The sequence below is a fragment of the Microvirga sp. HS2 genome (assembly GCF_055792805.1).
In genome coordinates this window covers 56,360-78,468 of record NZ_JBVVAJ010000023.1, presented here as the reverse complement: position 1 = coordinate 78,468, position 22,109 = coordinate 56,360, and the positions used below count along the sequence as shown (strand labels likewise).

Annotated in this window: 22 protein-coding genes; 14 read left to right on the top strand and 8 right to left on the bottom strand. The window is 63.9% G+C overall.

Annotated features, from left to right (window positions below):
- Positions 1-13: 13 nt before the first annotated feature.
- From ACS5Q0_RS18770 to ACS5Q0_RS18750, 5 genes are read right to left on the bottom strand one after another with little or no spacing between them, the layout of a single operon-like run.
- Complete coding sequence (locus ACS5Q0_RS18770) at positions 14-793, bottom strand: ABC transporter ATP-binding protein (RefSeq protein ID WP_473128169.1); 780 nt, start codon at positions 791-793, stop codon at positions 14-16.
- A 2-nt stretch (positions 794-795) separates the two neighbouring features.
- Entirely contained in the window at positions 796-1,632 is an 837-nt protein-coding gene (locus ACS5Q0_RS18765) for an ABC transporter ATP-binding protein (protein WP_473128168.1), read from the bottom strand.
- Complete coding sequence (locus tag ACS5Q0_RS18760) at positions 1,629-2,561, bottom strand: ABC transporter permease (RefSeq protein WP_473128167.1); 933 nt, start codon at positions 2,559-2,561, stop codon at positions 1,629-1,631. Before ACS5Q0_RS18760 ends, ACS5Q0_RS18765 begins: the two co-directional genes overlap by 4 nt.
- Positions 2,561-3,601, bottom strand: a complete 1,041-nt coding sequence (locus ACS5Q0_RS18755) for an ABC transporter permease (RefSeq protein ID WP_473128182.1) — start codon at positions 3,599-3,601, stop codon at positions 2,561-2,563. The genes ACS5Q0_RS18760 and ACS5Q0_RS18755 overlap by 1 nt, the downstream gene beginning before the upstream one ends.
- 22 nt (positions 3,602-3,623) lie before the next feature.
- Positions 3,624-5,219, bottom strand: a complete 1,596-nt coding sequence (locus ACS5Q0_RS18750; RefSeq protein WP_473128166.1) for an ABC transporter substrate-binding protein — start codon at positions 5,217-5,219, stop codon at positions 3,624-3,626.
- A gap of 239 nt (positions 5,220-5,458) precedes the next feature.
- On the opposite strand from ACS5Q0_RS18750, the gene argH reads away from it, so the two are divergent.
- Complete coding sequence (argH, locus tag ACS5Q0_RS18745) at positions 5,459-6,823, top strand: argininosuccinate lyase (protein WP_473128181.1); 1,365 nt, start codon at positions 5,459-5,461, stop codon at positions 6,821-6,823.
- Positions 6,824-6,829: 6 nt separating this feature from the next.
- Here argH and ACS5Q0_RS18740 read toward each other — a convergent pair whose 3' ends face one another.
- Entirely contained in the window at positions 6,830-7,630 is an 801-nt protein-coding gene (locus ACS5Q0_RS18740) for a class I SAM-dependent methyltransferase (protein ID WP_473128165.1), read from the bottom strand.
- Between the two features lie 248 nt (positions 7,631-7,878).
- Here ACS5Q0_RS18740 and ACS5Q0_RS18735 point away from each other — a divergent pair, with 248 nt between their 5' ends.
- A complete protein-coding gene (locus ACS5Q0_RS18735) occupies positions 7,879-8,313 on the top strand; it encodes an Hsp20 family protein (protein WP_473128164.1) in 435 nt (144 codons plus the stop codon).
- A gap of 28 nt (positions 8,314-8,341) precedes the next feature.
- Entirely contained in the window at positions 8,342-8,608 is a 267-nt protein-coding gene (locus ACS5Q0_RS18730; protein ID WP_473128163.1) for a BQ00720 family protein, read from the top strand.
- A gap of 67 nt (positions 8,609-8,675) precedes the next feature.
- Here ACS5Q0_RS18730 and ACS5Q0_RS18725 read toward each other — a convergent pair whose 3' ends face one another.
- Positions 8,676-9,437 (bottom strand): alpha/beta hydrolase, encoded by a 762-nt coding sequence (locus ACS5Q0_RS18725; RefSeq protein ID WP_473128162.1) that lies wholly within the window; start codon positions 9,435-9,437, stop codon positions 8,676-8,678.
- Between the two features lie 78 nt (positions 9,438-9,515).
- Between ACS5Q0_RS18725 and ACS5Q0_RS18720 the strand changes: the two genes are divergently transcribed.
- The 6 genes from ACS5Q0_RS18720 to pheT all read left to right on the top strand — a co-directional run bounded on the left by ACS5Q0_RS18720 (position 9,516) and on the right by pheT (position 16,047).
- Positions 9,516-10,760 carry a glycosyltransferase family 4 protein gene (locus ACS5Q0_RS18720; RefSeq protein ID WP_473128161.1) on the top strand — a complete coding sequence of 415 codons (1,245 nt, stop codon included), beginning with the start codon at positions 9,516-9,518 and terminating at the stop codon, positions 10,758-10,760.
- A 129-nt stretch (positions 10,761-10,889) separates the two neighbouring features.
- Complete coding sequence (gene infC, locus ACS5Q0_RS18715) at positions 10,890-11,420, top strand: translation initiation factor IF-3 (RefSeq protein ID WP_473128160.1); 531 nt, start codon at positions 10,890-10,892, stop codon at positions 11,418-11,420.
- Between the two features lie 204 nt (positions 11,421-11,624).
- Positions 11,625-11,825 (top strand): 50S ribosomal protein L35, encoded by a 201-nt coding sequence (rpmI, locus tag ACS5Q0_RS18710; RefSeq protein ID WP_027315905.1) that lies wholly within the window; start codon positions 11,625-11,627, stop codon positions 11,823-11,825.
- A 42-nt stretch (positions 11,826-11,867) separates the two neighbouring features.
- Positions 11,868-12,236, top strand: coding sequence for a 50S ribosomal protein L20 (rplT, locus tag ACS5Q0_RS18705; RefSeq protein ID WP_047187696.1), 369 nt, complete (start codon positions 11,868-11,870; stop codon positions 12,234-12,236).
- Between the two features lie 289 nt (positions 12,237-12,525).
- On the top strand, positions 12,526-13,608 hold the full coding sequence (gene pheS, locus ACS5Q0_RS18700; protein ID WP_473128159.1) for a phenylalanine--tRNA ligase subunit alpha: 1,083 nt from the start codon (positions 12,526-12,528) through the stop codon (positions 13,606-13,608).
- A gap of 15 nt (positions 13,609-13,623) precedes the next feature.
- Complete coding sequence (gene pheT / locus ACS5Q0_RS18695) at positions 13,624-16,047, top strand: phenylalanine--tRNA ligase subunit beta (protein WP_473128158.1); 2,424 nt, start codon at positions 13,624-13,626, stop codon at positions 16,045-16,047.
- Positions 16,048-16,071: 24 nt separating this feature from the next.
- On the opposite strand, the gene ACS5Q0_RS18690 is transcribed toward pheT, so the two are convergent.
- The gene (locus ACS5Q0_RS18690) at positions 16,072-16,860 is read right to left on the bottom strand and encodes a HesA/MoeB/ThiF family protein (RefSeq protein WP_473128157.1); all 789 of its coding nucleotides are present in this window, start codon (positions 16,858-16,860) and stop codon (positions 16,072-16,074) included.
- 157 nt (positions 16,861-17,017) lie between these two features.
- Here ACS5Q0_RS18690 and ACS5Q0_RS18685 point away from each other — a divergent pair, with 157 nt between their 5' ends.
- From ACS5Q0_RS18685 to ACS5Q0_RS18665, 5 genes are all read left to right on the top strand, one after another.
- Complete coding sequence (locus ACS5Q0_RS18685; RefSeq protein WP_473128156.1) at positions 17,018-18,022, top strand: BMP family lipoprotein; 1,005 nt, start codon at positions 17,018-17,020, stop codon at positions 18,020-18,022.
- A 121-nt stretch (positions 18,023-18,143) separates the two neighbouring features.
- Positions 18,144-19,667, top strand: a complete 1,524-nt coding sequence (locus ACS5Q0_RS18680) for an ABC transporter ATP-binding protein (protein WP_473128155.1) — start codon at positions 18,144-18,146, stop codon at positions 19,665-19,667.
- Entirely contained in the window at positions 19,667-20,101 is a 435-nt protein-coding gene (locus tag ACS5Q0_RS18675) for a VOC family protein (protein ID WP_473128154.1), read from the top strand. Before ACS5Q0_RS18680 ends, ACS5Q0_RS18675 begins: the two co-directional genes overlap by 1 nt.
- The gene (locus tag ACS5Q0_RS18670) at positions 20,098-21,201 is read left to right on the top strand and encodes an ABC transporter permease (protein ID WP_473128153.1); all 1,104 of its coding nucleotides are present in this window, start codon (positions 20,098-20,100) and stop codon (positions 21,199-21,201) included. Before ACS5Q0_RS18675 ends, ACS5Q0_RS18670 begins: the two co-directional genes overlap by 4 nt.
- Before the next feature lie 2 nt (positions 21,202-21,203).
- Positions 21,204-22,109: an ABC transporter permease gene (locus tag ACS5Q0_RS18665; protein ID WP_473128152.1), complete on the top strand. Its 906-nt coding sequence runs from the start codon at positions 21,204-21,206 to the stop codon at positions 22,107-22,109.

Sequence of the window (22,109 nt, the reverse complement as noted above, 5' to 3'; positions counted from 1 at the left end):
AGATGGAAACGCCTCAGCCGACCTTGGCGTGAACCGGCTGCGATTGGTTGCGCGTGAAGCCCTGGCTCGCTTGGATCAGGGACTGGGTATACTCGTTCGAGGCCTTGCCGGAGCGCAGCGCCTCGGATGCCGTTTCCTCCACGGCCTCGCCGTGACGCATGACGAGCAGGCGCTCGCACAGATGCGCGACCACCGCGAGATCATGGCTCACCAGGATATAGGTCAATCCCATCTTGCGCCGGAGGTCGTCGAGGAGGTTCAGAATTTCCGCCTGAACGGAGGCGTCGAGCGCCGAGGTCGGCTCGTCGAGAAGCAGAACCTTCGGGCGCAGGATGAGCGCGCGCGCGATGGCGATGCGCTGGCGCTGGCCGCCCGAGAGCTGATGCGGGTAACGGAAGCGGAACGAGGGGCCGAGGCCGACCTCCTTCAGCGCCTGGAGAATGCGGGCCTCCGCGTCCTTCGCTCCGTGGATGGCGAGCGGCTCCGAGAGCGTGCGGTCAACGGTGTGGCGTGGATGGAGGGAGGCGTAAGGGTCCTGAAAGACCATCTGCACCGTGCGGTAGAAGTCCTTGCTGCGCGGCGTGGTCACTTCCTTGCCATCCACGAGCACATGCCCGCCCGTGATCGGCGCGAGTCCGCAGATGGCGCGCAGCACCGTCGACTTGCCGGAGCCGGACTCGCCGACCAGACCATAGGCCTCGCCCTGCTTCACGGTGAAGCTCACGTCCTTGACCGCGTCGACCCTGAGGCGGCCCGTTCCGAAGACGACATTGAGGTTCTGAATATCGAGCATGGTCAGAGCGCCCAGGAAGGATCGCGGTTCAGGGTCGGAAGCGGGCGAACGTCATCCGCCAGGGTGGGCAGGCAGCGCATGAGGCCCTGCGTATAGGGATGCTTGGCATTGCGGAAGTTCTTCGCCTCCAGTTCTTCCACCACGCGGCCCGCATACATCACGAGCACCCGGTCGCAGAAGGAGGAGACGAGCTTCAGATCGTGCGAGATGAAGATGAGCCCCATGCCGCGCTCGGCGACGAGCTCGTCCAGGATGCGGAGCACTTCCATCGACACCGTCACGTCCAGCGCGGAGGTGGGCTCGTCGGCGATGAGCAGATCCGGATCCGTGACGAGCATCATGGCGATCATGGCGCGCTGGCCCATGCCGCCCGACACCTCGTGTGGATAGAGCGAGAAGACGCGGCCTGGGTCGCGCATCTTCACGGCCTCCAGCATGGCGAGCGCCCTGTCGCGGGCTTCCGCGCGGCTAGCCCTTGCATGCGCCTGATAGGCCTCAATGATTTGCTCGCCGATGGTCATGACCGGGTTCAGCGAGTATTTCGGATCCTGCATCACCATGCTGATACGTCCCCCGCGCAGGGTTCTCAATGTGCGCTTGGAGGCGGTGAGCAGATCGATGCCGTCGAAATCCAGGCGCTTGGCCGTGACTTCGCCGGGAGGAGGGGTGAGGCCAAGGATGGCGCGGCCCGTCTGCGACTTTCCGGACCCGGACTCGCCGACGATGCCGAGCCGCTCGCGGCCGAGCTGGAAGGACACGCCGCGCACCGCCTCGACGGTGCCCGTGCGCAGGTGGAAACGGACGCGCAGGTCTTCGACTTCGAGAAGCGGCTTCGTCATTTTGCTGCCTTCGGATCGAGAACGTCACGCAGGCCGTCGCCCAAAAGGTTGAAGCCGAGGCTCACCACGAAGATGGCAAGGCCGGGCATGGCGGCGACCCACCATTGATCGATGAGGTAGTTGCGGCCCGTTGCGACCATGGCGCCCCATTCGGGCAGGGGCGGCTGCGCGCCGAGACCGAGGAATCCGAGCCCGGCGGCGGTCAGGATGATGCCTGCCATGTCGAGGGTCACCCGCACGACCAGCGACGAGATGCAGAGCGGCACCACATGGCCGAGGATGATCCGCGGGGTGGAGGCGCCCTGCAGCTTCACGGCCGCGATGAAATCGCTGTTGCGGATCATCAGCGTCTCTGCGCGGGCGATGCGCGCATAGGGAGGCCATGAGGTAATCGCGATCGCGATGACAGCATTCTCGATGCCCGGGCCCAGAGCCGCCACGAAGGCGAGCGCGAGAACGAGGCGCGGGAAAGCGAGGAAGATATCGGTGATGCGCATCAGCACCGTATCGACCCACCCGCCGAGATAGCCGGAGATCGTTCCGACCAGAAGCCCGATCGGCGTCGCGATGACCGACACCAGAACGATGACGAAGAGCGTGATGCGCGAGCCATGGATGATGCGCGAGAGGATGTCGCGCGCCTGATCGTCCGTTCCAAGCCAAAAGGCTTCACTCGGAGGCAGGAAGCGCTGCGTGCGCAGGTCTCCGCCGATCACTGGCGAGTGGGGTGCAATGACATCGGCGAGGAGAGCGACGAGGATCAACAGGATCACGATGCCGAGGCCGAGAACGGCCAGCGGATTCTTGGTGAACGAGCGCCAGCCGAGATAAGCGCGGCCGAGCCGCGCCTGCCAGCGGGATCCGGGCTCGGGCGACAGAAGCCATGCCCGGTATCCGGTGGGGCGGGAAAGTGCAGGGGAGCCAGCCATCAGCGGGTCCTCGGATCGAGCAGACGATAGAGCAGGTCGGACACGAGATTGAGCACCACGAAGACGGTGCCGATTGCCAGCGTTCCGCCCAGCACGGCGTTCATGTCCGCGTTCTGCAGGGAATTGGTGATGTATTGGCCGAGGCCCGGCCACGCGAACACGGTCTCGGTCAGCACGGAGCCTTCGAGAAGGTTCGCGTAGGACAGTGCGATCACCGTCACCAGCGGCACCGCAGCATTGCGCAGGGCATGGCGCCAGATCACGCGCATTTCCGACAGACCCTTCACACGCGCTGCGATCACGTATTCCTGCGCTAGCTCGTTGAGCATGAAGGAGCGCGTCATGCGGCTGATATAGGCAAGCGAGAAATAGCCGAGCAGGCATGCGGGCAGGACGATGTGCGAGACCGCATCCCAGAACGCGTCCCACTGGCCCTGCATGGCCGTGTCGATCAGCACGATGCCGGTGACCGGCGTATAGAGATAGGAATAGGTCACGTCGATGCGTCCGGGTCCTGCGACCCAGCCGAGCTTGGCATAGAACAGCAGCAGGCCCATGAGGCCGAGCCAGAAAATCGGAATGGAGTAGCCGGCGAGTCCCAGGAAGCGCACGACCTGATCGATCAGGCTGCCGCGCTTCACGGCCGCGAGAACGCCGAGCGGAATCCCGATGAGCACGCCGATGAGGGTGCCGAGCGTCGCAAGCTCGAAGGTGGCGGGAAAGGCATTGAGAATATCCGTCATCACCGGGTTGGTGGTGAGAACCGAATTGCCGAAATCGCCGGTGACGGCCTTCTTCAGATAAATCCAGAATTGCTGAATAAGCGGTAGGTCGAGGCCGAGCTCCTGCCGAACGCGGGCATAAACCTGAGGAGAGGCCCTGTCGCCTACAATGGCGATCACAGGATCGATCGGGACGATGCGCCCGATGAAGAAGGTGACGGCAACGAGCCCGAGAAGGGTTATCGCCAACACCAGAAGGAACTGGCCGGTCTTTGTAAGATAGAAGCGGAGGGCATGATGCCCTCCGCCTCCAGTCATGGTTGCTGGTACCATTGAAAATTTAGTTCTTCTTAGCTTGAGCGACGCTGTTCATGTCAAACGAAGGGCCGATCACGATACCCTCAACATTCTTGCGGACCGCGATAACCTCGATCTGCTGAAGGAAGGTCACATAGGGGCCATCTTCGAGAACTGCTTTCTGAAGCTCCTGATACATCTGGGCGCGCTTGTCGGCGTCACGCTCCAGAACAGCAGCACGGGTCTTCGCCGTCAGCGGGCCCGGATCCCAAGCGTTGCGCCATGCGAGCGGCTTGGCCTTAGCGTTGTCCGAGTTGTCGTCGTTTGCCGCGAACGTGTCGGCATTGGTGTTCGGGTCCTGATAATCCGCGCCCCAGTTGCCAATGTAGATATCGTGCTGGCGGGCGCGATACTTCGTCAGGGTCTGCTTGCTGTCGCCAGGGATGATTTCAACCTTGACACCAGCCTGAGCGAAGGTCGTCTGGATCGCCTGCGCAATTCCAGTGATCTCAGGAGTAGAGCGGGTATCCATGGTAACGGTGAAGCCATCCTTCAAGCCCGCCTTGGCAAGGAGATCCTTCGCCTTCGCCACATCCAGCTTGTAAGGGTTTTCGTTGATCGCACCGAGGAAGCCCTTCGGCAGGAAGGCCTGATGGACCTCGCCCTTGTTCTTCATGATGGTGTCGGCAATCGCCGAGTAGTCCACAAGCCACTTCAGAGCCTGCCGGACTTCGGGTTTTGCGAGGTTCGGGTTCTTCTGGTTCAGGCCCATATAATAGACTGTACCTTTGGGGCCATTCTGGATTTTGATGTCGGGGTTCTTTGCGACAGCGTCCAGCTCTTCCGGGTTCAAGTTGCGGGCAACGTCCACATCGCCCTTTTCAAGCAGCAGACGCTGCGTAGCTGTTTCCTTTACGTGACGATAGATGACGCGGGCAAGCGGCGGTTTCTTGTCGGAGTTCGGATTGCGCTCCAAGACGACGACTTCGTTCGCCTTCCAGTCACGGATCGCGAAGGGGCCGGAGCCGGCATAGTGGGTCTTGAGCCAGTTGTAGCCCAGATCGCCGTCCTTCTCATTCTGCATGGTGAGCTTCTTGTCGACCACCGAAGCGACCGTCGAGGTCAGGCAGTAGAGGACGAAGGTCGGAGCGTAGGACTTGTCAAGTTCCATGGTGAACTCGAACGGGCCGGTCTGCTTGATCTTGTCCTTCACGTTGTCCTTCGTGAAGCCGAACTGACCCAGGATGAAAGCCGGAGACTTGTCGAGGATGATCGCGCGTTGGAAGGAGAAGACCACATCCTCGGCAGTCAGCGGGTTGCCGGAAGCGAACTTCTTGTTCTGGCGGATCTTGAAGGTAAAGGTCTTGCCGTCGGGCGAGACAGTCCAGGACTCGGCGACCTCACCATAGATCTTGGAGACGTCCTTGGGATCGTAATTGATCAGTCGCTCGTAGGTGTTGCCGGCGATTTCGGAGTTGCTGAACTCGAAGATTTCAGCAGGGTCGATCGACGTAATGTCATCAAGCTGCCAAGCCTCGACCAGAGTGTCGGGAGGCGTCGCTGCCTGAACGGCATTGAACGAGGTCGCCATGGCGGCGACCATCGCGGCGGATAGGAGGAATTTCGGTAGTCTTTTCATGGGCCAGTCCCCTTCCAGCGCTGGATGCGCTCTTGTGCAGCCGTATGAATGCAAATCACATAGGTTCTGTCGAGTCTAGCGACTGGTTTTAAACTGGCAAACATTGCCCAATGTGCTTAATGCGCGGGCAGCCTGTTACGCCTTTGCCTCGGCGGGCGACCTGTGGCAAAGGCTTAGCGAACGCGAATTCCGGGTGAAACACAGTGTCTGAAGAAGCCAAGAAGTCTGGTGCCAATACCATGTGGGGCGGGCGGTTCTCGTCCTCTCCGAGCGCGCTCATGGAGGCGATCAACGCTTCCATCGACTTCGACAAGCGCCTTTATTCCCAGGACATCCAGGGCTCCATCGCCCACAGCGCCATGCTGGCGAAGCAGGGCATCATCGCGGAAAGCGACCGCGACGCGATCCATCAGGGGCTGCAGCGGGTGCTAGGCGAGATCGAATCCGGCAGCTTCACCTTCTCCACGGCTTTGGAAGACATTCACATGAACGTGGAGAGCAGGCTCCGCGAGATCGTCGGCGATCCCGCAGCCCGCCTCCACACGGCCCGCAGCCGCAACGACCAGGTGGCGACCGACACCCGCCTCTGGGTGCGCGAGGCCCATGACCGCACCGAGGAGCAGCTCACCAACCTGATCAAGGCGCTGCTGGACAAGGCGGAGGCCCATGTCGCGACCGTGATGCCGGGCTTCACCCATCTGCAGAGCGCTCAGCCTGTGACCTTCGGCCATCATCTCATGGCCTATGTGGAAATGTTCGGCCGCGACCGCAGCCGCTTCCGCGACTCCCGCAAGCGCCTCAACGAGTGCCCGCTCGGCGCGGGCGCGCTGGCAGGCACGTCCTTCCCGATCGACCGCCATATGACGGCGCAGGCCCTGGGCTTCGACGGGCCCACCCGCAATTCGCTCGATACGGTCTCCGACCGTGACAGCCTGCTGGAATTCATGGCGGCCGCCTCGATCTGCGCCATGCATCTGTCGCGTCTGGCGGAAGAGATCATCATCTGGATGTCGGCTCCCTTCGGCTTCGTGAAACTCCCCGACCGCTGGACCACAGGCTCCAGCATGATGCCGCAGAAGCGCAATCCCGATGCGGCGGAACTCGTGCGCGGCAAGACCGGCCGGGTCATCGGCTCCCTGGTGTCGCTGCTCACCGTCATGAAGGGGCTGCCGCTCGCCTATGCCAAGGATACGCAGGAGGACAAGGAGCCGCTCTTCGACGCAGCCGACACCCTCGAGATCGTCCTTGCCGCCACTACGGGCATGATCCAGGACCTCGAGCCCGTTCCGGACCGCATGGCGGCGGTGGCCGGGGCCGGCTTCTCCACGGCGACGGATCTCGCCGATTGGCTCGTGCGCAGCCTCAACATTCCCTTCCGGGATGCCCACCACGTCACGGGCCGCATCGTGTCCGAGGCCGAGAAACGCGGCTGCAGCCTCGAGGAGCTGCCGCTCGACGTCATGCAGGCGGTCGAGCCGCGCATTCACAAGGGCATCTATGACGTTCTGGGCGTCGAGAACTCCGTCCGCTCCCGCACGAGCTTCGGCGGCACCTCGCCGGATCGCGTGGCCGAGCAGGTCGCCTGGTGGCGCAGCCGGGTTTAGCGGGGATTAGCCCTTGCGGCCCTTGATGGCCCAGGCGCGCGCCGTCAGATGGATGCTGCCGTCCGATTGCGTGGGGAGCGTCTCGCGCAATCTCTCACGAAGGGCGGAGCGGTCCTCTTCCTTCAAGGCCATGCAATAGGCCGGCGCCGGGGACTGACCTCCCAGGAACGGGGTCCAGTAATCGTCGAAGTCACGAAAGACGGTGGGCACGTCGATGGCGCGAACTTCGATATGTGCGAGCCCGACCTTTTCCATGAGCAGATAAAGCGGTTCGGGCTGGCAGAACGCCGCGTGCCAGTTGTCCTGGAGTTCCCGCGCATGGGGGTTGAGGTCCGCCGCCGCGTCCCAGAAACGGCGCATCATTTCCATCTTGCCGGTGTAGTCCCAGACATAGAACGCCACCTCGCCGTCCGGCCGGGCGACCCGCGCCATCTCCTCGGCTGCCCGCTCTCTGTCTGGCACGAAGTTCAGCATGAGACCGGACGTGATCCGGTCGAACGCGGCAGCGGTATAAGGCAGATCCTGCGCGTCGGCCTGGCGCAGTTCAGCGACCGTGCCCGCCAGACGATGACGGGCGAAATCGAGGAAGCCTTCGGAGGCATCGATACCGACGAGGCGCCTGGGGGCGCAGCGTTCGGCGATCGCTTCGGTCAGGGCGCCCGTGCCGCAGCCCACATCGAGCCAGTCGAGGCCCGGCGGCGCGTTCAGCCAGGAAAGGAATTCCCTGGCTACCAAACGGCTCCAGCGTCCGACATAGGGCTCGTAGAGACCGCCACTGGCCCAGCGGGGCTGCACGTTCTCGGCCATGGTATTGCTCCTCAGGAGAGGGGGTGATCATAGGCCAGAACAGGAGGGTGAATAACATATCTTGGGAGGTAGGCGCAGGGGTCCCGTTTACCCTTCCTTCACGCCTCTCCGGTGAGGCGCGGCCGAGGTCTTGATCCGCTCGGGAACCATATCCATATTGCCGATAGTGGCTCGATAATGGGCTGCGTGAGTGCCGCATGAGCGGGCTCACATTCAACCGAAGTGCCTCTAACTCTTGGGCTTCGAATATGTCGCGTCAGTCGCCGTTTGGGCACCCGTTTCTGTTAGGCTTCGACGAGATCGAGCAGGCGCTCGACCGCGTCGCGAAAGCGGCCGGAGACGGCTATCCGCCCTACAATATCGAGCGTGTGCCCCGTACCGAGCGCGCTCCCGAGCGTCTGCGCATCACCCTGGCTGTCGCTGGTTTCACCCAGGATCAGCTCGAGGTGACCCTGGAAGAGAACCAACTCGTCATCCGGGGGCGTCAGTCCGACGACAAGACCAGGCACTTCCTTCATCGCGGCATCGCCGCCCGTCAATTCCAGCGCACTTTCCTGCTCGTCGAGGGCATGGAGGTCCTGGGCGCCGATCTGTCCAACGGCCTGTTGTCGATCGATCTGGTCCGGCCCGAACCGGAGCGGATCGTCCGCAAGATCAACATCAGCGCTTCGGACAAGGTGTGACGGCAGCGTCCGCATCAAGGAGATGGCCATGAACCACAACACCACCAATCATGCCGATCGGCCTCTGGACGTGGCTGAGCTGGCAAGCCTTGGCCTCGGCGAGATGGCCTATGTGAAGCCGCTGCGTTCCGACGACGTGGCGCGGCTCTTCCCGCAGGCTCCCAAGCTCCAGCCGGGGATGGAGCTCTTCGCGCTCCTCTCGGCCAGCGGGCAGCCCATCGTGCTGACAGACAGCCATGATGCGGCGGTCGCCAATGCCTGGGCCCATGATCTCACCACGGTGAGCCTCCACTAGCCTGCCATATCTGGACGTGGGCCGGGTGTTCCTCCGGCCCGCCCCAGATCGCCAAGACACGATGCCGTCAGGCAATCGCCTCGATGGCAGTGATCAGGCGCTCCAGATCCTCGTCCCGGGAGAGGCGGTGATCGCCGTCCTTGATGAGGGTGAGCGAGACGCTGTCCCCGGGCAGGTGCTCCACCAGTTCGAGAGCGTGGCCCCACGGCACGTCCGGGTCTTCCATGCCCTGCAGGATATGGACGGGGCAGCCGGTCTGGATCGGCTGCCCGAGGAGAAGGTGGCGGCGCCCGTCCTCGATCAGCGTCTTCGTGATGGGATAAGGGTCTTCCGAATAGGCGGACGGACGATAATAGACGCCCGTCTCCTCGACGGTTCGCCTCAGATCCTCCGGAAAACGGTCCCACATCAGCTTTTCCGTCATGTCCGTGGCCGGCGCGATGAGCACGATGCCTGCTGGCGCGAGGGCGGAGTGCTTCGCCAGCAGGTGGCGCGCGGCGAGAAGGGAAATCCAGCCGCCCATGGAGGAACCGACGAGAACAGGGCGCTCCTTGAGGAAGCTCTCCATGACGGCCAGAGCCTCTTCCAGCCACCGTGAGATGGTGCCCGATTCGAAATCACCCCCCGATTCGCCGTGGCCGCTATAGTCGAAACGGAGATAGGCGCGACCTTGCGCGGAGGCCCAGGAATCGATCACGCTCGCCTTGGTGGCCCGCATGTCGGATCTGAAGCCGCCGATCCAGACCACCGGGGGGCCTTTGCCCTCCCGATGGAGCACGGCGATCCGGCGTTCGTCGGCGCCAGAGCCGAGTGTGACGCTTTGCTGCATGGTTAACCTGTCCTCAACTGCTTTGAAGCAAGGGTTTAATGCGATTCTGTCATCATCTTCGAGAAGGCTCTTACATCGGTGAGTTTTTCAGCGCGACCCGGCGGAGGAGCGGCATTCCCGTCGTCGAACGTTCATCCCCTGGCAGGCCGGACCATCCTGCAGATCATCCCGGAGCTTGAGGCCGGCGGGGCGGAGCGCACCACGGTGGATATCGCCGAGGGCCTTGTCCACGCGGGCGCACGCGCCCTGGTCGCCACCGAGGGGGGGCGGCTCGTGGGCGAACTCCAGGCAAAGGGCGGGATCTGGATTCCGTTCCCGGCCGCGACGAAGAATCCCGTCTCCATGCTGCTCAATGTGCGCAAGCTCGCCAGGATCTGCCATAGGGAAGGGGTATCCCTGATCCACGCCCGCTCGCGGGCCCCGGCCTGGGTGGCGCTCGGCGCCGCGCGCAGCCTCAACATTCCCTTCGTGACGACCTACCACGGCAGCTATTCCGGCCGCTCCTCGGTAAAGGTGCTCTACAACTCCGTCATGGCCCGGGGCGACGTGGTCATCGCCAACTCGCAATATACGAGCAACCTGATCCGTTCCCAGTACCCCCAGGCCGCGGACAGGATCGGGGTGATCTACCGGGGAACGGACTTCCTGCAGTTTTCCCCTTCGGCCGTGGCGCCGGAGCGGATCGAGGCGTTGCGGAAGGCCTGGAATGTGGCGCCGCACGAGCGTGTCGTTCTGCTCGCCGCCCGCCTGACGGGCTGGAAGGGGCAGAAGGTCCTCATCGAAGCCGCGGCCAAGCTGCGCGACGCAGGCGTGGCGGATGTGGCCTATATCCTGGCGGGCGATCCGCAGGGGCGGGACTCCTACGTGAAGGAGCTGGATACCCTGATCGAAGCCAAGAAGCTCAAGGGGGTCGTGCGTCGGGTCGGCCATTGCACCGACATGCCGGCGGCTTTCCTGGCGGCTGCGGTGGTGACGGTGCCCTCGACGGAGCCGGAGGCCTTCGGCCGTTCCGCCGTCGAGGCGCAGGCCATGGGCACCCCGGTGGTGGTCTCGGAACTCGGCGCCGTACCAGAAACGGTTCTCGCTCCACCCGCCGTGTCGCCACAGGACCGTACGGGATGGCGGGTTCCGGCAGGCGATTCAGAGGCCCTCGCCGATGCGATCGGTGCGGCCCTGAGCCTGGGGGCCAGCGCGAGAATCGCCTTGGGGACGAGGGCGAGGGTTCATGTGGAGCGCCATTTCTCGCTCGAACGCATGGTTTCGAGCACGCTCAATGTGTATTCCGCCCTTCTGGATAGCTGGTCAGCCCACAGAACAAGTTGACTTCCCGCCATTTTGCGCGAAATGTCAGATCATTCATGGCAAGGTTGAGCATGCTGAAGAGGCTTTTGGAAAAAGGTCTCCCCCCTCAACTGAGCCCTCAAACAGGAGATAAAAGCCATTCGCCGTCCCATGAGACCCTTGCCGGTGCCGCAAAAAGAAGGCCCGCGCGCCAACCGAGACATTCGCGGCGTCCGCGAAGTTCAGCTGATTGATGACACCGGACAGAACCGGGGCGTAATGCCCTTCTTCGATGCCCTGCGCATCGCCGAGGACGCTGGCCTCGACCTGGTGGAAATCTCGCCGAACGCGACCCCTCCGGTCTGCAAGATCCTCGATTACGGCAAATTCCGCTTCCTGGAACAGAAGAAGGCCGCCGAGGCGCGCAAGAAGCAGAAGACCGTCGAGGTCAAGGAAATCAAGCTGCGCCCGGGCATCGACGACCACGATTACGACGTCAAGATGAAGGCCATGAAGGGCTTCTTCGAGGAAGGCAACAAGGTGAAGATCACCCTGCGCTTCCGTGGTCGCGAGATGGCGCACCAGGATCTGGGCTTGAAGGTTCTCGAGCGCGTGAAGGCCGATGTGGGCGACCTCGCCAAGGTCGAGCAGGAGCCCAACTTCGAGGGCCGTCAGGTCGTCATGGTGCTGGCACCCCGTTAAGGGATTCTGCCTGCAGGCGAAATTCATGGCCCTTGGGTTTCAAGGGGCCATTGCTTTTTGGGCAGGCTTCTGCGATAAGCCGCCCTTCATCGAACCGCCCGGCCGTTAGGGCTGCCGTGGCGGTTCGTTTTGCTCACAGCAGCAATGAATGGGCCGGAAGGGCGGTTTGACGCCGCTCCCCAGGCCTGACCAAAGGAGAGCCAAATGCCCAAGCTGAAGACGAAATCGGGCGCGAAGAAGCGCTTCAAGATCACTGGCACCGGCAAGGTCGTTTACGCCCAGTCCGGCAAGCGCCACGGGATGATCAAGCGGACCAACAAGCAGATCCGCAACCTGCGCGGCACCACGACGCTGTTCGAGGGCGACGCCTACAACGTGAAGAAGTACTTCCTGCCGAACGGCTAAGGCGGTCTTCCCCACATCCCGGATTTTGAAGGAGTTTTCTAAATGGCCCGCGTCAAACGGGGCGTTACCGCCCACGCCAAGCACAAGAAGGTTTTCAAGGCTGCCAAAGGCTTCTACGGCCGCCGCAAGAACACCATCCGCATCGCCAAGCAGGCGGTCGAGAAGAGCATGCAATATGCCACTCGCGACCGTCGCAACAAGAAGCGCACCTTCCGCGCTCTCTGGATCCAGCGCCTCAACGCTGCGGTTCGCCTGCATGGCCTGACCTATTCCCGATTTATCGATGGTCTCGGCAAGGCTGGGATCGAGGTTGATCGCAAGGTCCTGTCCGAGCTGGCCATCCACGAGCCGGCGGCTTTCGCCGCTTACGTGGAACGCGCCAAGGCCGCCCTGCCGCAGCAGGCCGCTTAATTCGGATAGACTAGCTTCGGTGCGGCTGTCTTTTCAGCCGCGCCGCCTTTACCCCCCTTCTCCGAGACCATCCGCGCTGACGGCGAATTGCTGTCGGTTGCTCCGAGCATATCGTGCGGAAAAGTGGACCCGGTTTTCCGCTTTCGACGATATGCTCATCGAAAAGGAGCATCGGATGGATCCCAAAAGTGCAAATCCACTTTTGGGTCCGATGCTCTAGCGGCTCGGACGACTTCACGGTTCCCGCGCCGCGCCTCACTTGAAAGCGCTTGCATCTGGCAAGGGACCGATGACCGATCTCAATCAACTCGAACTTGACCTGCTTTCCCAGGTCGAAGCCGCTGGCGACGAAGCGGCTCTCGAATCCGTGCGCGTGTCCGCTCTCGGCAAGAAGGGCTCCGTCTCCGAACTCCTGAAGACCCTCGGCTCCATGACGCCGGAGGAGCGCAAGGAACGCGGCCCGCTCATCCACGGCCTGCGCGACAAGGTGCAGGGTGCGATCCTCGCGAAGAAAGAGACGCTCGCCGAGGCGGCGCTCGATGCGCGCCTTGCCGCCGAGCGGATCGACGTGACGCTGCCCGTGCCGGAAGCGCCCGAGGCTCGCGGCCGCATCCACCCGATCAGCCAAGTGATCGAGGAGCTCACGGCCATCTTTGCCGATATGGGCTTCTCCGTGGCCGAGGGGCCGGATATCGAGACGGACTATCTCAATTTCACGGCGCTGAACTTCCCCGAAGGCCATCCCGCCCGCGAGATGCACGACACCTTCTTCCTCGCTCCCGACGAGAAGGGGGAACGCAAGGTGCTGCGTACCCATACGTCGCCGGTGCAGATCCGCACGATGACGGGCCAGAAGCCGCCGATCCGCGTGATCATTCCGGGCCGTACCTATCGTCACGACTCGGACCAGACCCACACACCGATGTTCCATCAGGTGGAAGGCCTCGTCATCGACAAGCAGGCCAATATCGCGCACCTGAAATGGATCCTGGAGGAGTTCTGCAAGGCTTTCTTCGAGGTCGATCAGGTGAAGATGCGCTTCCGGCCGTCCTTCTTCCCCTTCACGGAGCCATCCGCGGAAGTGGACATCCAGTGCTCGCGTAAGGGCGGCGAGATCCGCTTCGGAGAGGGCACCGATTGGCTCGAGATCCTCGGCTGCGGCATGGTGCATCCGAACGTGCTGAGGAATTGCGGCCTCGATCCGGATGAGTACCAGGGCTTTGCCTGGGGCATGGGTATCGACCGCATCGCCATGCTCAAATACGGCATGCCGGATCTGCGCCCGTTCTTCGAGGCCGATGTGCGCTGGCTGAACCATTATGGCTTCCGCCCGCTCGACATTCCGTCCCTCGTCAGCGGTCTGACCGCGTAAAAAGAGGAGAGCATCATGAAATTCACCCTCTCCTGGCTCAAGGACCATCTCGACACCACGGCGTCTCTCGATGAGATCGTGGAGACGCTCACGCGCATCGGCCTTGAGGTCGAAGGCGTGGAGGACAAGGCGAAGACTCTCGGCGCCTACATCAACGCCTATGTGATCTCCGCCGAGCAGCATCCGAATGCGGATCGCCTTCGGGTCTGTATGGTCGATACCGGAACGGGTCAGCCGATTCAGGTGGTCTGCGGCGCACCGAATGCGCGTACCGGCATGAAGAGCGTATTCGCCCCTCCCGGCACCTATGTTCCGGGCAAGAACATCACGCTCGGCGTCGGTACCATTCGCGGCGTAGAAAGCGCGGGCATGCTGTGCTCGGCGGCGGAACTCGAAATCTCGGACGACCACGACGGCATCATCGAGCTGCCGGAAGATGCGCCGGTCGGCGTGGCATACGCTGCTTACGCTGGCCTCGACGATCCGGTGATCGAGATCAATCTCACGCCGAACCGCCCCGACTGCACCTCGATCTTCGGCATCGCGCGTGATCTCGCGGCTGCCGGTCTCGGCACGCTGAAGGGCGAGGCTGTTCCTGCCGTTCAAGGAAAGGGTGCCTGCCCCGTTTCCGTGACGCTCGATTTCTCTGCCGACGACGAGAAGCTCTGCCCGGTCTTCGCGCTCCGCCTCGTCCGCGGCGTGAAGAACGGTCCGTCGCCGGAATGGATGCAGCGCCGTCTACTCTCCATCGGCCTGCGGCCCATCAATGCGCTCGTCGACATCACGAACTACATTACCTTCGACCGCGGACGCCCGCTGCACGTGTTCGACGCCAAGAAGGTGAAGGGCAACCTCACCGTGCGTCGTGCCAAGGATGGCGAGGAAGTGCTAGCGCTCGACGGGCGCACCTACACGCTCGATTCCGGCACCGTGGTGATCGCCGACGGGAATGGTGTCGAATCCATCGCCGGCATCATGGGCGGCGAGCATTCCGGTTCGGATGAGGGTACGACGGACGTTCTGATCGAATCCGCGCTCTGGGATCCCCTGAACATCGCGCAATCGGGTCGCAAGCTGGGCATCATCACCGATGCGCGCTACCGCTTCGAGCGCGGCATCGATCCCGCCTTCACCCTGCCTGGGCTCGATCTCGCCACGCAGATGATGATCGACCTCTGCGGCGGCGAGGCGAGTGAGGCCGTGGTGGCGGGTCGGGTGCCGGAGAACACGCTGACGATCGAGTTCCCGTATTCGGAAGTGCCGCGCCTGTCGGGCCTCGATGTGAAGCCTGCGGAATCCGAGGCGATCTTGAAGAAGCTCGGCTTTCAGGTCGAGGGTTCGGGCGAGCGTGCGAACGTCAGGGTTCCGTCCTGGCGTCCCGATATCGACGGCAAGGCGGATCTCGTCGAGGAGGTCATTCGCATCGCCGGTGTGGATCGCATCGAGCCCCAGCCGTTGCCGCGCCTCGAGGCGGCCGTCGCGAAGCCGATCCTGACGCTAATCCAGAAGCGCACCCGCCTTGCCCGCCGTTCGCTCGCCGTGCGCGGCCTGGTGGAGGCCGTCACCTGGTCCTTCATCGCCAAGGAAGAGGCCGAACTCTTCGGCGGCGGCCAGCCGCAGCTCGCACTCGCCAACCCGATTGCGTCTGATCTCTCCGACATGCGCCCGAGCCTGCTGCCGGGACTTCTGAAGGCCGCTCAGCGCAATGCCGATCGCGGCTATGGCGATGTGGCGCTCTTCGAGGTCGGCCAGACCTTCGCGTCGGACGAACCGGAAGGCCAGTCCATCAAGGCGGCCGCCGTGCGTCGCGGCACGGCCCGCGCCGAAGGCGTCGGCCGTCACTGGAATGGCGGCGCCCAAAGCGTCGATGCCTTCGACGCCAAGGCGGATGTGCTGGCCCTGCTGGCGGCTCTTGGGATTCCGGCCGGCGGCCTCCAGATCGTCGCGGGCGGTCCGGCCTGGTTCCATCCCGGCCGCTCGGGCACGCTGCAATTCGGCCCGAAGAACGTCGTCGGCGCTTTCGGCGAGGTTCACCCGAAGATCCTGAAGGCTCTCGACCTGAAGGGGCCGCTGGTTGCCTTCGAACTCAACCTCAACGCGCTTCCGCCGCCGAAGGCGAAGCCCACCAAGATGAAGCCGAAGCTGAACCTGCCCGACTTCCAGCCGCTCACTCGCGACTTCGCCTTCGTGGTGGGCCGTGACGTGGCTGCGGGCGACATCGTGAAGGCGGCGCAAGGAGCGGAGCGTCAGCTGATCGTGAGCGTCGACGTGTTCGACGTGTACGAGGGCACCGGCATCGACCCGGACAAGAAGTCCGTGGCCATTGCCGTCACTCTCCAGCCCCTGGAGAAGACCCTGACCGACGTGGAGATCGAGGCCGTTTCGGCCAAGATCGTCGCCGAGGTTTCCAAGAAGCCCGGCGCGGTGCTGCGCTCGTAGTCGACAGGTCGTTTCGGGCGCGGCCTAGCCCGCGCCCGTCGCTTTTCTACCGTTCAACGGGTTCGCCTCGTCCCATCGATAGCCGATGGTGTCGAAGCGCATGGAGCGTGCGTCGACCATCAGGAGCCGCCCGACGAGGCTCTCCCCGAAGCCTGCGATCTCCCGGATCACCTCCATCGCCATCAGGCTTCCCATCACGCCGGCCAGCGCTCCCAGCACCCCGGCCTCGGCGCAGGTCGGAATGGTACCCGGCGCTGGCGGGGAGGGGAACAGGCAGCGATAGGTCGGATTAGGCCTGCCGTTACGTCCGGCTTCATGCGCTTTGATCGTCGTCAGCGAGCCGTCGAATTGACCCAAGGCCGCTGTGACGAGGGGTTTCTGCTCATAAAAACACGCGTCTGACACCGCATAGCGGGCTTCGAAATTGTCGGTGCCCTCGGCAACGATGTCATAGCCGCGGACGAGCTCGCGGGCATTGTCGGGGGTCAGGCGGAGGTTATGTGTCTCTGCCGTAACGTGAGGGTTCAGGCGCAGGATGGCTCTGGCCGCACTGTCCACCTTCAGGGACCCGATATCGGGGGTTCCATGGATCACCTGCCGCTGCAGGTTGGACAGGGACACCGTGTCGTCGTCCACGAGGCCGATGGTGCCCACGCCTGCCGCCGCGAGATACTGGATCAGCGGGGCGCCAAGGCCCCCTGCGCCGAGCACGAGCACGCGGGCGGCTTTGAGCTTCAGCTGTCCGGGCCCGCCGACGTCCTTCAGGACCAGGTGGCGGGCATAGCGGTCGATTTCGTCGGATGTCAGGGGCATGGAAGAGACCTTAGCGTCAGGAGCCCGGCTATCAACCATTCCTTGCTGGAAAGTAACACAGTGGCTTGACAGGGACCTTGGCGTCATGACCCTTCCCATGCCATCGTCACAGGGCAACCGGACACGAAAATCCGGCGACAGACAGGGAACATTGCCGATGACAGTCACCAAGTTCGGCCTCGCGCTCGCGGGCCTCGCCTTCTCCGCCTCGGCCGCCTTCGCGCAGCAGGCGGACTTCAAGCCCGCCGTCGTTTACGACCTGGGCGGCAAGTTCGACAAATCCTTCAACGAAGGCGTTCACATGGGCGCTGAGAAGTTCAAGAAGGACACGGGCACCGAGTACCGCGATTTCGAGCCGCAGAACGATGCCCAGCGCGAGCAGGCGCTCCGCCGCTTCGCGCGCGACGGCTACTCGCCGATCGTGGCCGTCGGCTTTTCCCAGGAGACCGCGCTGAAGAAGGTGGCCGAGGAGTTCCCGAACATCAAGTTCGCCATCATCGACGCCGTCGTCGAGAAGCCGAACGTGCAATCCATCGTGTTCAAGGAGCACGAGGGCTCGTTCCTCGTCGGCCTGCTGGCCGCCAAGGCCTCCAAGACCGGCAAGGTCGGCTTCGTGGGCGGCATGGACATCCCGCTCATCCGCAAGTTCGCCTGCGGCTATGTCCAGGGCGTCAAATACGCCAACAAGGACGCCGAGGTGTTCCAGAACATGACCGGCACCACGGGCGCCGCCTGGAACGATCCGGTGAAGGGCGGCGAGCTCGCCAAGGGCCAGATCAGCCGCGGCGCGGACGTGATCTACCATGCGGCCGGCGGCACCGGCATCGGCGTGCTGCGCGCGGCCGCCGATGCGGGCAAGCTCGGCATCGGCGTCGATTCGAACCAGAACAACCTGCATCCGGGCAAGGTGCTGACCTCCATGGTCAAGCGCGTGGACGTGGCCACCTACAACACCTTCGACCAGGCCAAGAAGGGCACGTTCAAGGGCGGCCTTCAGGTTCTCGGCCTCGCGGAGGACGGCGTGGCCTGGGCGCTCGACGACAACAACAAGTCGCTCGTCACGGCTGACATGAAGGCTGCGGCCGACAAGGCGGCCGCCGACATCAAGTCCGGCGCCATCAAGGTCCACGACTACATGTCGGACTCCAAGTGCCCGATGTAAGCTGACGCTTCGTCCCGGCCGCAGGCTCCCAGAAGGGCCTGCGGCCGTTTCCATTTTTAGGTTCATGCGTTTTCCGATAAGATCCGCCCGCTTTTCCTTGCCGGACAACCCCTAGAGGCCGATGTCTCCCGCCATTGAACTCATCGCCATCAACAAGAGCTTCGGCGCCGTCCACGCCAACAGGGACGTCTCCTTGAGCGTCGGGCGCGGCACGATCCACGGCATCGTGGGCGAGAACGGGGCGGGAAAATCGACTCTCATGTCGATCCTCTACGGCTTCTACGAGGCGGATTCCGGCGAGATGCGCGTGAATGGCGCGCCCATTCGCATCCGCTCCTCCAACGATGCGATCGGAGCGGGCATCGGCATGGTTCACCAGCACTTCATGCTGGTCGAGCCGCTCACCGTGGTCGAGAACGTGATGCTCGGCGCCGAAGGCGGCGCCATGCTCCGCGCAGGCGAGGCCAAGGTCCGCAAGGAACTCGCGCGTCTCGCCGAGGATTACGGCCTCGACATCGACATGGATGCCACCGTCGGCGAATTGTCCGTGGGCCTGCAGCAGCGCGTCGAGATCCTGAAGGCCCTCTATCGCGGCGCCGACATTCTCATTCTCGACGAGCCCACCGCCGTGCTGACGCCCGCCGAGGCGGACGCGCTGTTCGCGTTGCTCCGCTCGCTGAAAGAACAGGGCAAGACCGTCATTCTCATCACGCACAAGCTCCGCGAGATCATGGCGGTCACGGATCGCGTGTCCGTCATGCGGCGCGGGGAGATGGTAGCGACCGTCGAGACGGCGAACACCTCACCGCCCGAACTCGCGGAACTCATGGTCGGCCGTCGCGTGCTGCTGCGGGTGGAGAAGACGGAGAAGACGCCCGGCGCACCCGTCCTGGAGGTGCGAAACCTCTCGGTCGTCGATGCGCGCGGCGTGCTCCGGGTGGCCGATGCATCCCTGACCGTTCGCGCGGGCGAGATCGTCGGCATCGCGGGTGTCGCCGGCAATGGGCAGAGCGAGCTTCTGGAGTCGATCGCCGGCATGCGCAGGCCCATGCCCGGTTCCATCCGCGTCGAAGGGCGCGAGATCCATGCCTCGCAGCACAATCCTCACCATATGCGCGGGCTCGGCCTTTTGCATGTGCCGGAGGACCGCCTGCGCATGGGCCTCGTTCCTGCGTTTCCGGCGTTCGAGAGCGCCATTCTCGGCTTCAGCGACGAGCCGCAGCTCGGTCCCGGCCCGCTTCTCGACCATGATCGTCTCATCGCGGATATGGCGAAGAAGATGGAGCAATACGACGTGCGGCCGCCCGCGCCGCGCCTGAAGACATCGAACTTTTCCGGCGGCAATCAGCAGAAGATCGTGCTCGCCCGCGAAATCGAGCGCAATCCGAAGGTGCTCCTCGTCGGGCAGCCGACCCGCGGCGTGGATATCGGCGCCATCGAGTTCATCCACCGCCGCCTGATCTCGCTCCGCGATGCGGGCGTCGGCATTCTCCTCGTGTCGGTGGAGCTCGATGAGATCATGCATCTCTCCGACCGCATCCTCACCATGTGCGGCGGCAGGATCACCGGCGAGCGCAAGACCTCGGATACGAACGAGCAGGATCTCGGGCTTCTCATGGCCGGAATCACCGACGAGGCCGCCTGATGCAGCCGCGATTGTCGCTCGTCACGCTCGGCGTCGCCGATCTCGAAAAGTCCCGTGCCTTCTACGAGGCCTGGGGCTGGAAGGCGTCGCCCGCCAGCCAGCCCAGCATCGCCTTCTTTCAGGCGAACGGTCTCGCCCTGGCCCTCTTCGGACGGGCCGACCTCGCGAAGGATGCGGGCGTCGAGGACGAGCCCACCGGGTTCGCCGCCGTCACGCTCGCCTACAACGCGCGCTCGAAGCAGGAGGCCGATGAGGTTTACGCCCGCGCCATCGCTGCGGGAGCGAGGCCCGTGAAGCTGCTGCAGGACGTGTTCTGGGGCGGCTATTCGGGCTATTTCGCCGATCCCGACGGACACCTTTGGGAGGTGGCCTGGAATCCCTTCTTCCCTCTCGACGAACAGGGCCACCTGTTCCTGCCGGATCATCAGACGTGAGCGCCCCCATCGACATGCCCAAATGGGCCGACACGGTTCTCGTGCCCGCTATCTCCGTGGTCGCGGCCTTTCTGATCGCAGGCCTCGTGGTGCTCAGCATCGGCGAGAATCCCCTGACCGCCACACGCTATCTGCTGCAGGGAAGCCTCGGGAGCGGCGAAGGCCTGGGCTTCACCCTGTTCTATGCCACCGACTTCATCTTCGTGGGGCTCGCGGTGGCCGTCGCCTATCATGCGGGTCTGTTCAACATCGGCGGCGAAGGCCAGGCGACGCTGGCGGGATTGGGCATCGCGCTGGCGCTCAACAATCTCACCTTCCTTCCCGGCTTCCTGCTCGTCCCCGTCGGCATTCTCGCCGCCGCCGCGTTCGGCGCGGCCTGGGCCGCGGTGCCGGGCTATCTGCAGGCCAGGCGCGGCAGCCATATCGTGATCACCACGATCATGTTCAACTGGCTCGCCAGCGTGCTGATCGTGTACCTGCTCGTCAACGTCCTGCGCGAGCCGCAATCCATGAACCCGGAAACGCGCGCGTTTCCCGAAGCGTCGTACATTCCGTTCATGCACGAGGCGTTCGCCTGGTTCGGCGTCACGATTCCATCCTCGCAGCTCAATCTCACGCTCGTGCTGGCGCTGATCTCGGCCTATCTCATCTGGCTTCTCATCTACCGCTCGCGCCTCGGCTATGCGATCCGCGTGGTGGGCTCCAGCCCCACGGCGGCGGTCTATGCGGGCATTTCGCCCGAGCGCATCATCGTCATCGCCATGGTCCTGTCGGGCGCGCTCGCGGGAGGCCTCGCGGTCAACGAACTCATGGGCTACCAGCATCGCCTGCTGCTGGAGTTCACCTCCGGCTACGGTTTCGTCGGCATCGCCGTCGCGCTCATGGGGCGCGCGCATCCGGTCGGCATCGTCCTCGCCTCGCTCCTGTTCGGCATCCTCTACCAGGGCGGCGCGGAGCTGGCCTTCGAGCAGCCCAACATCACGCGCGACATGGTGGTGGTGATCGGCGGCATCATCATTCTGTTCGCGGGGGCCCTGGACGGCCTCTTCCGGCGGCTCGTGGCGCATCTGCTGTCACGCCCCAAACTGGCGGGAGCGTGAGCATGGATCTCGGCATCATCGCAACGGTTCTCGACTCGGCGCTGCGTCTGTCCATTCCGCTGCTCGCCGCATGTCTGGCCGGTCTCTGGTCCGAGCGCTCGGGCGTCGTGGATATCGGCCTCGAGGGCAAGATGCTGGTCTCGGCCTTCGCCGCCGCAGCAGCAGCCTATGCGTTCGGCTCCGCGTGGATCGGGCTCGTGTTCGGCATCGCCGCGTCAGTTGCCTTCGGCCTCATTCACGGCTTCGCCTCCATCAGCCAGCGTGGCAATCAGATCGTGTCGGGCGTCGCCATCAACATGCTGGCCGCGGGGCTCACCGCCATCGTCGGCAATGCGTGGTATGGGCAGGGCGGACGCACACCGCCCCTGGAGGGCGAGCAGCGCTTCGACGGCCTTCTCTTCGGCCACTCTGTTCTGGTCTATGTCGTGCTGCTCGCCGTGCCGGTCACCTGGTTCATTCTCGGACGCACGCGTTTCGGACTTCGCTTGCGGGCGGTCGGCGAGAACCCGGCTGCGGTCGACACTGCGGGCATTTCGGTCACGGGGCTGCGCTATGCGGCCGTCGTCATCGGCGGGGTTCTCTGCGGCATCGGGGGAACCTATCTGTCGGTCGCGCAGGCGGCGGGGTTCCTGCCCAACATGACGGCGGGACGCGGTTTCATCGCGCTCGCCGCGCTCATCTTCGCCAAGTGGCGGGCGTGGCCTGCGCTCGGCGCATGCTTCCTCTTCGGCTTCCTCGACGCCTTCGCCAATCAGCTCCAGGGGCGCGCGCTTCCCGGCATCGGCGAAGTGCCGGTTCAAGCCATCCAGGCGCTGCCCTATCTCTTGACGGTCATTCTGCTCGCGGGCGTCATCGGCAAGGCCATTCCACCGCGCGCCGCGGGCGTGCCTTATGTGAAGGAGCGTTGA

Coding starts and splice junctions, on each gene's coding strand:
- ACS5Q0_RS18770 (WP_473128169.1), bottom strand. CDS start 793: ATGCTCGATATTCAGAACCTCAATGTCGTCTTCGGAACGGGCCGCCTC.
- ACS5Q0_RS18765 (WP_473128168.1), bottom strand. CDS start 1,632: ATGACGAAGCCGCTTCTCGAAGTCGAAGACCTGCGCGTCCGTTTCCAC.
- ACS5Q0_RS18760 (WP_473128167.1), bottom strand. CDS start 2,561: ATGGCTGGCTCCCCTGCACTTTCCCGCCCCACCGGATACCGGGCATGG.
- ACS5Q0_RS18755 (WP_473128182.1), bottom strand. CDS start 3,601: ATGACTGGAGGCGGAGGGCATCATGCCCTCCGCTTCTATCTTACAAAG.
- ACS5Q0_RS18750 (WP_473128166.1), bottom strand. CDS start 5,219: ATGAAAAGACTACCGAAATTCCTCCTATCCGCCGCGATGGTCGCCGCC.
- argH (WP_473128181.1), top strand. CDS start 5,459: ATGTGGGGCGGGCGGTTCTCGTCCTCTCCGAGCGCGCTCATGGAGGCG.
- ACS5Q0_RS18740 (WP_473128165.1), bottom strand. CDS start 7,630: ATGGCCGAGAACGTGCAGCCCCGCTGGGCCAGTGGCGGTCTCTACGAG.
- ACS5Q0_RS18735 (WP_473128164.1), top strand. CDS start 7,879: ATGTCGCGTCAGTCGCCGTTTGGGCACCCGTTTCTGTTAGGCTTCGAC.
- ACS5Q0_RS18730 (WP_473128163.1), top strand. CDS start 8,342: ATGAACCACAACACCACCAATCATGCCGATCGGCCTCTGGACGTGGCT.
- ACS5Q0_RS18725 (WP_473128162.1), bottom strand. CDS start 9,437: ATGCAGCAAAGCGTCACACTCGGCTCTGGCGCCGACGAACGCCGGATC.
- infC (WP_473128160.1), top strand. CDS start 10,890: ATGAGACCCTTGCCGGTGCCGCAAAAAGAAGGCCCGCGCGCCAACCGA.
- rpmI (WP_027315905.1), top strand. CDS start 11,625: ATGCCCAAGCTGAAGACGAAATCGGGCGCGAAGAAGCGCTTCAAGATC.
- rplT (WP_047187696.1), top strand. CDS start 11,868: ATGGCCCGCGTCAAACGGGGCGTTACCGCCCACGCCAAGCACAAGAAG.
- pheS (WP_473128159.1), top strand. CDS start 12,526: ATGACCGATCTCAATCAACTCGAACTTGACCTGCTTTCCCAGGTCGAA.
- pheT (WP_473128158.1), top strand. CDS start 13,624: ATGAAATTCACCCTCTCCTGGCTCAAGGACCATCTCGACACCACGGCG.
- ACS5Q0_RS18690 (WP_473128157.1), bottom strand. CDS start 16,860: ATGCCCCTGACATCCGACGAAATCGACCGCTATGCCCGCCACCTGGTC.
- ACS5Q0_RS18685 (WP_473128156.1), top strand. CDS start 17,018: ATGACAGTCACCAAGTTCGGCCTCGCGCTCGCGGGCCTCGCCTTCTCC.
- ACS5Q0_RS18680 (WP_473128155.1), top strand. CDS start 18,144: ATGTCTCCCGCCATTGAACTCATCGCCATCAACAAGAGCTTCGGCGCC.
- ACS5Q0_RS18675 (WP_473128154.1), top strand. CDS start 19,667: ATGCAGCCGCGATTGTCGCTCGTCACGCTCGGCGTCGCCGATCTCGAA.
- ACS5Q0_RS18665 (WP_473128152.1), top strand. CDS start 21,204: ATGGATCTCGGCATCATCGCAACGGTTCTCGACTCGGCGCTGCGTCTG.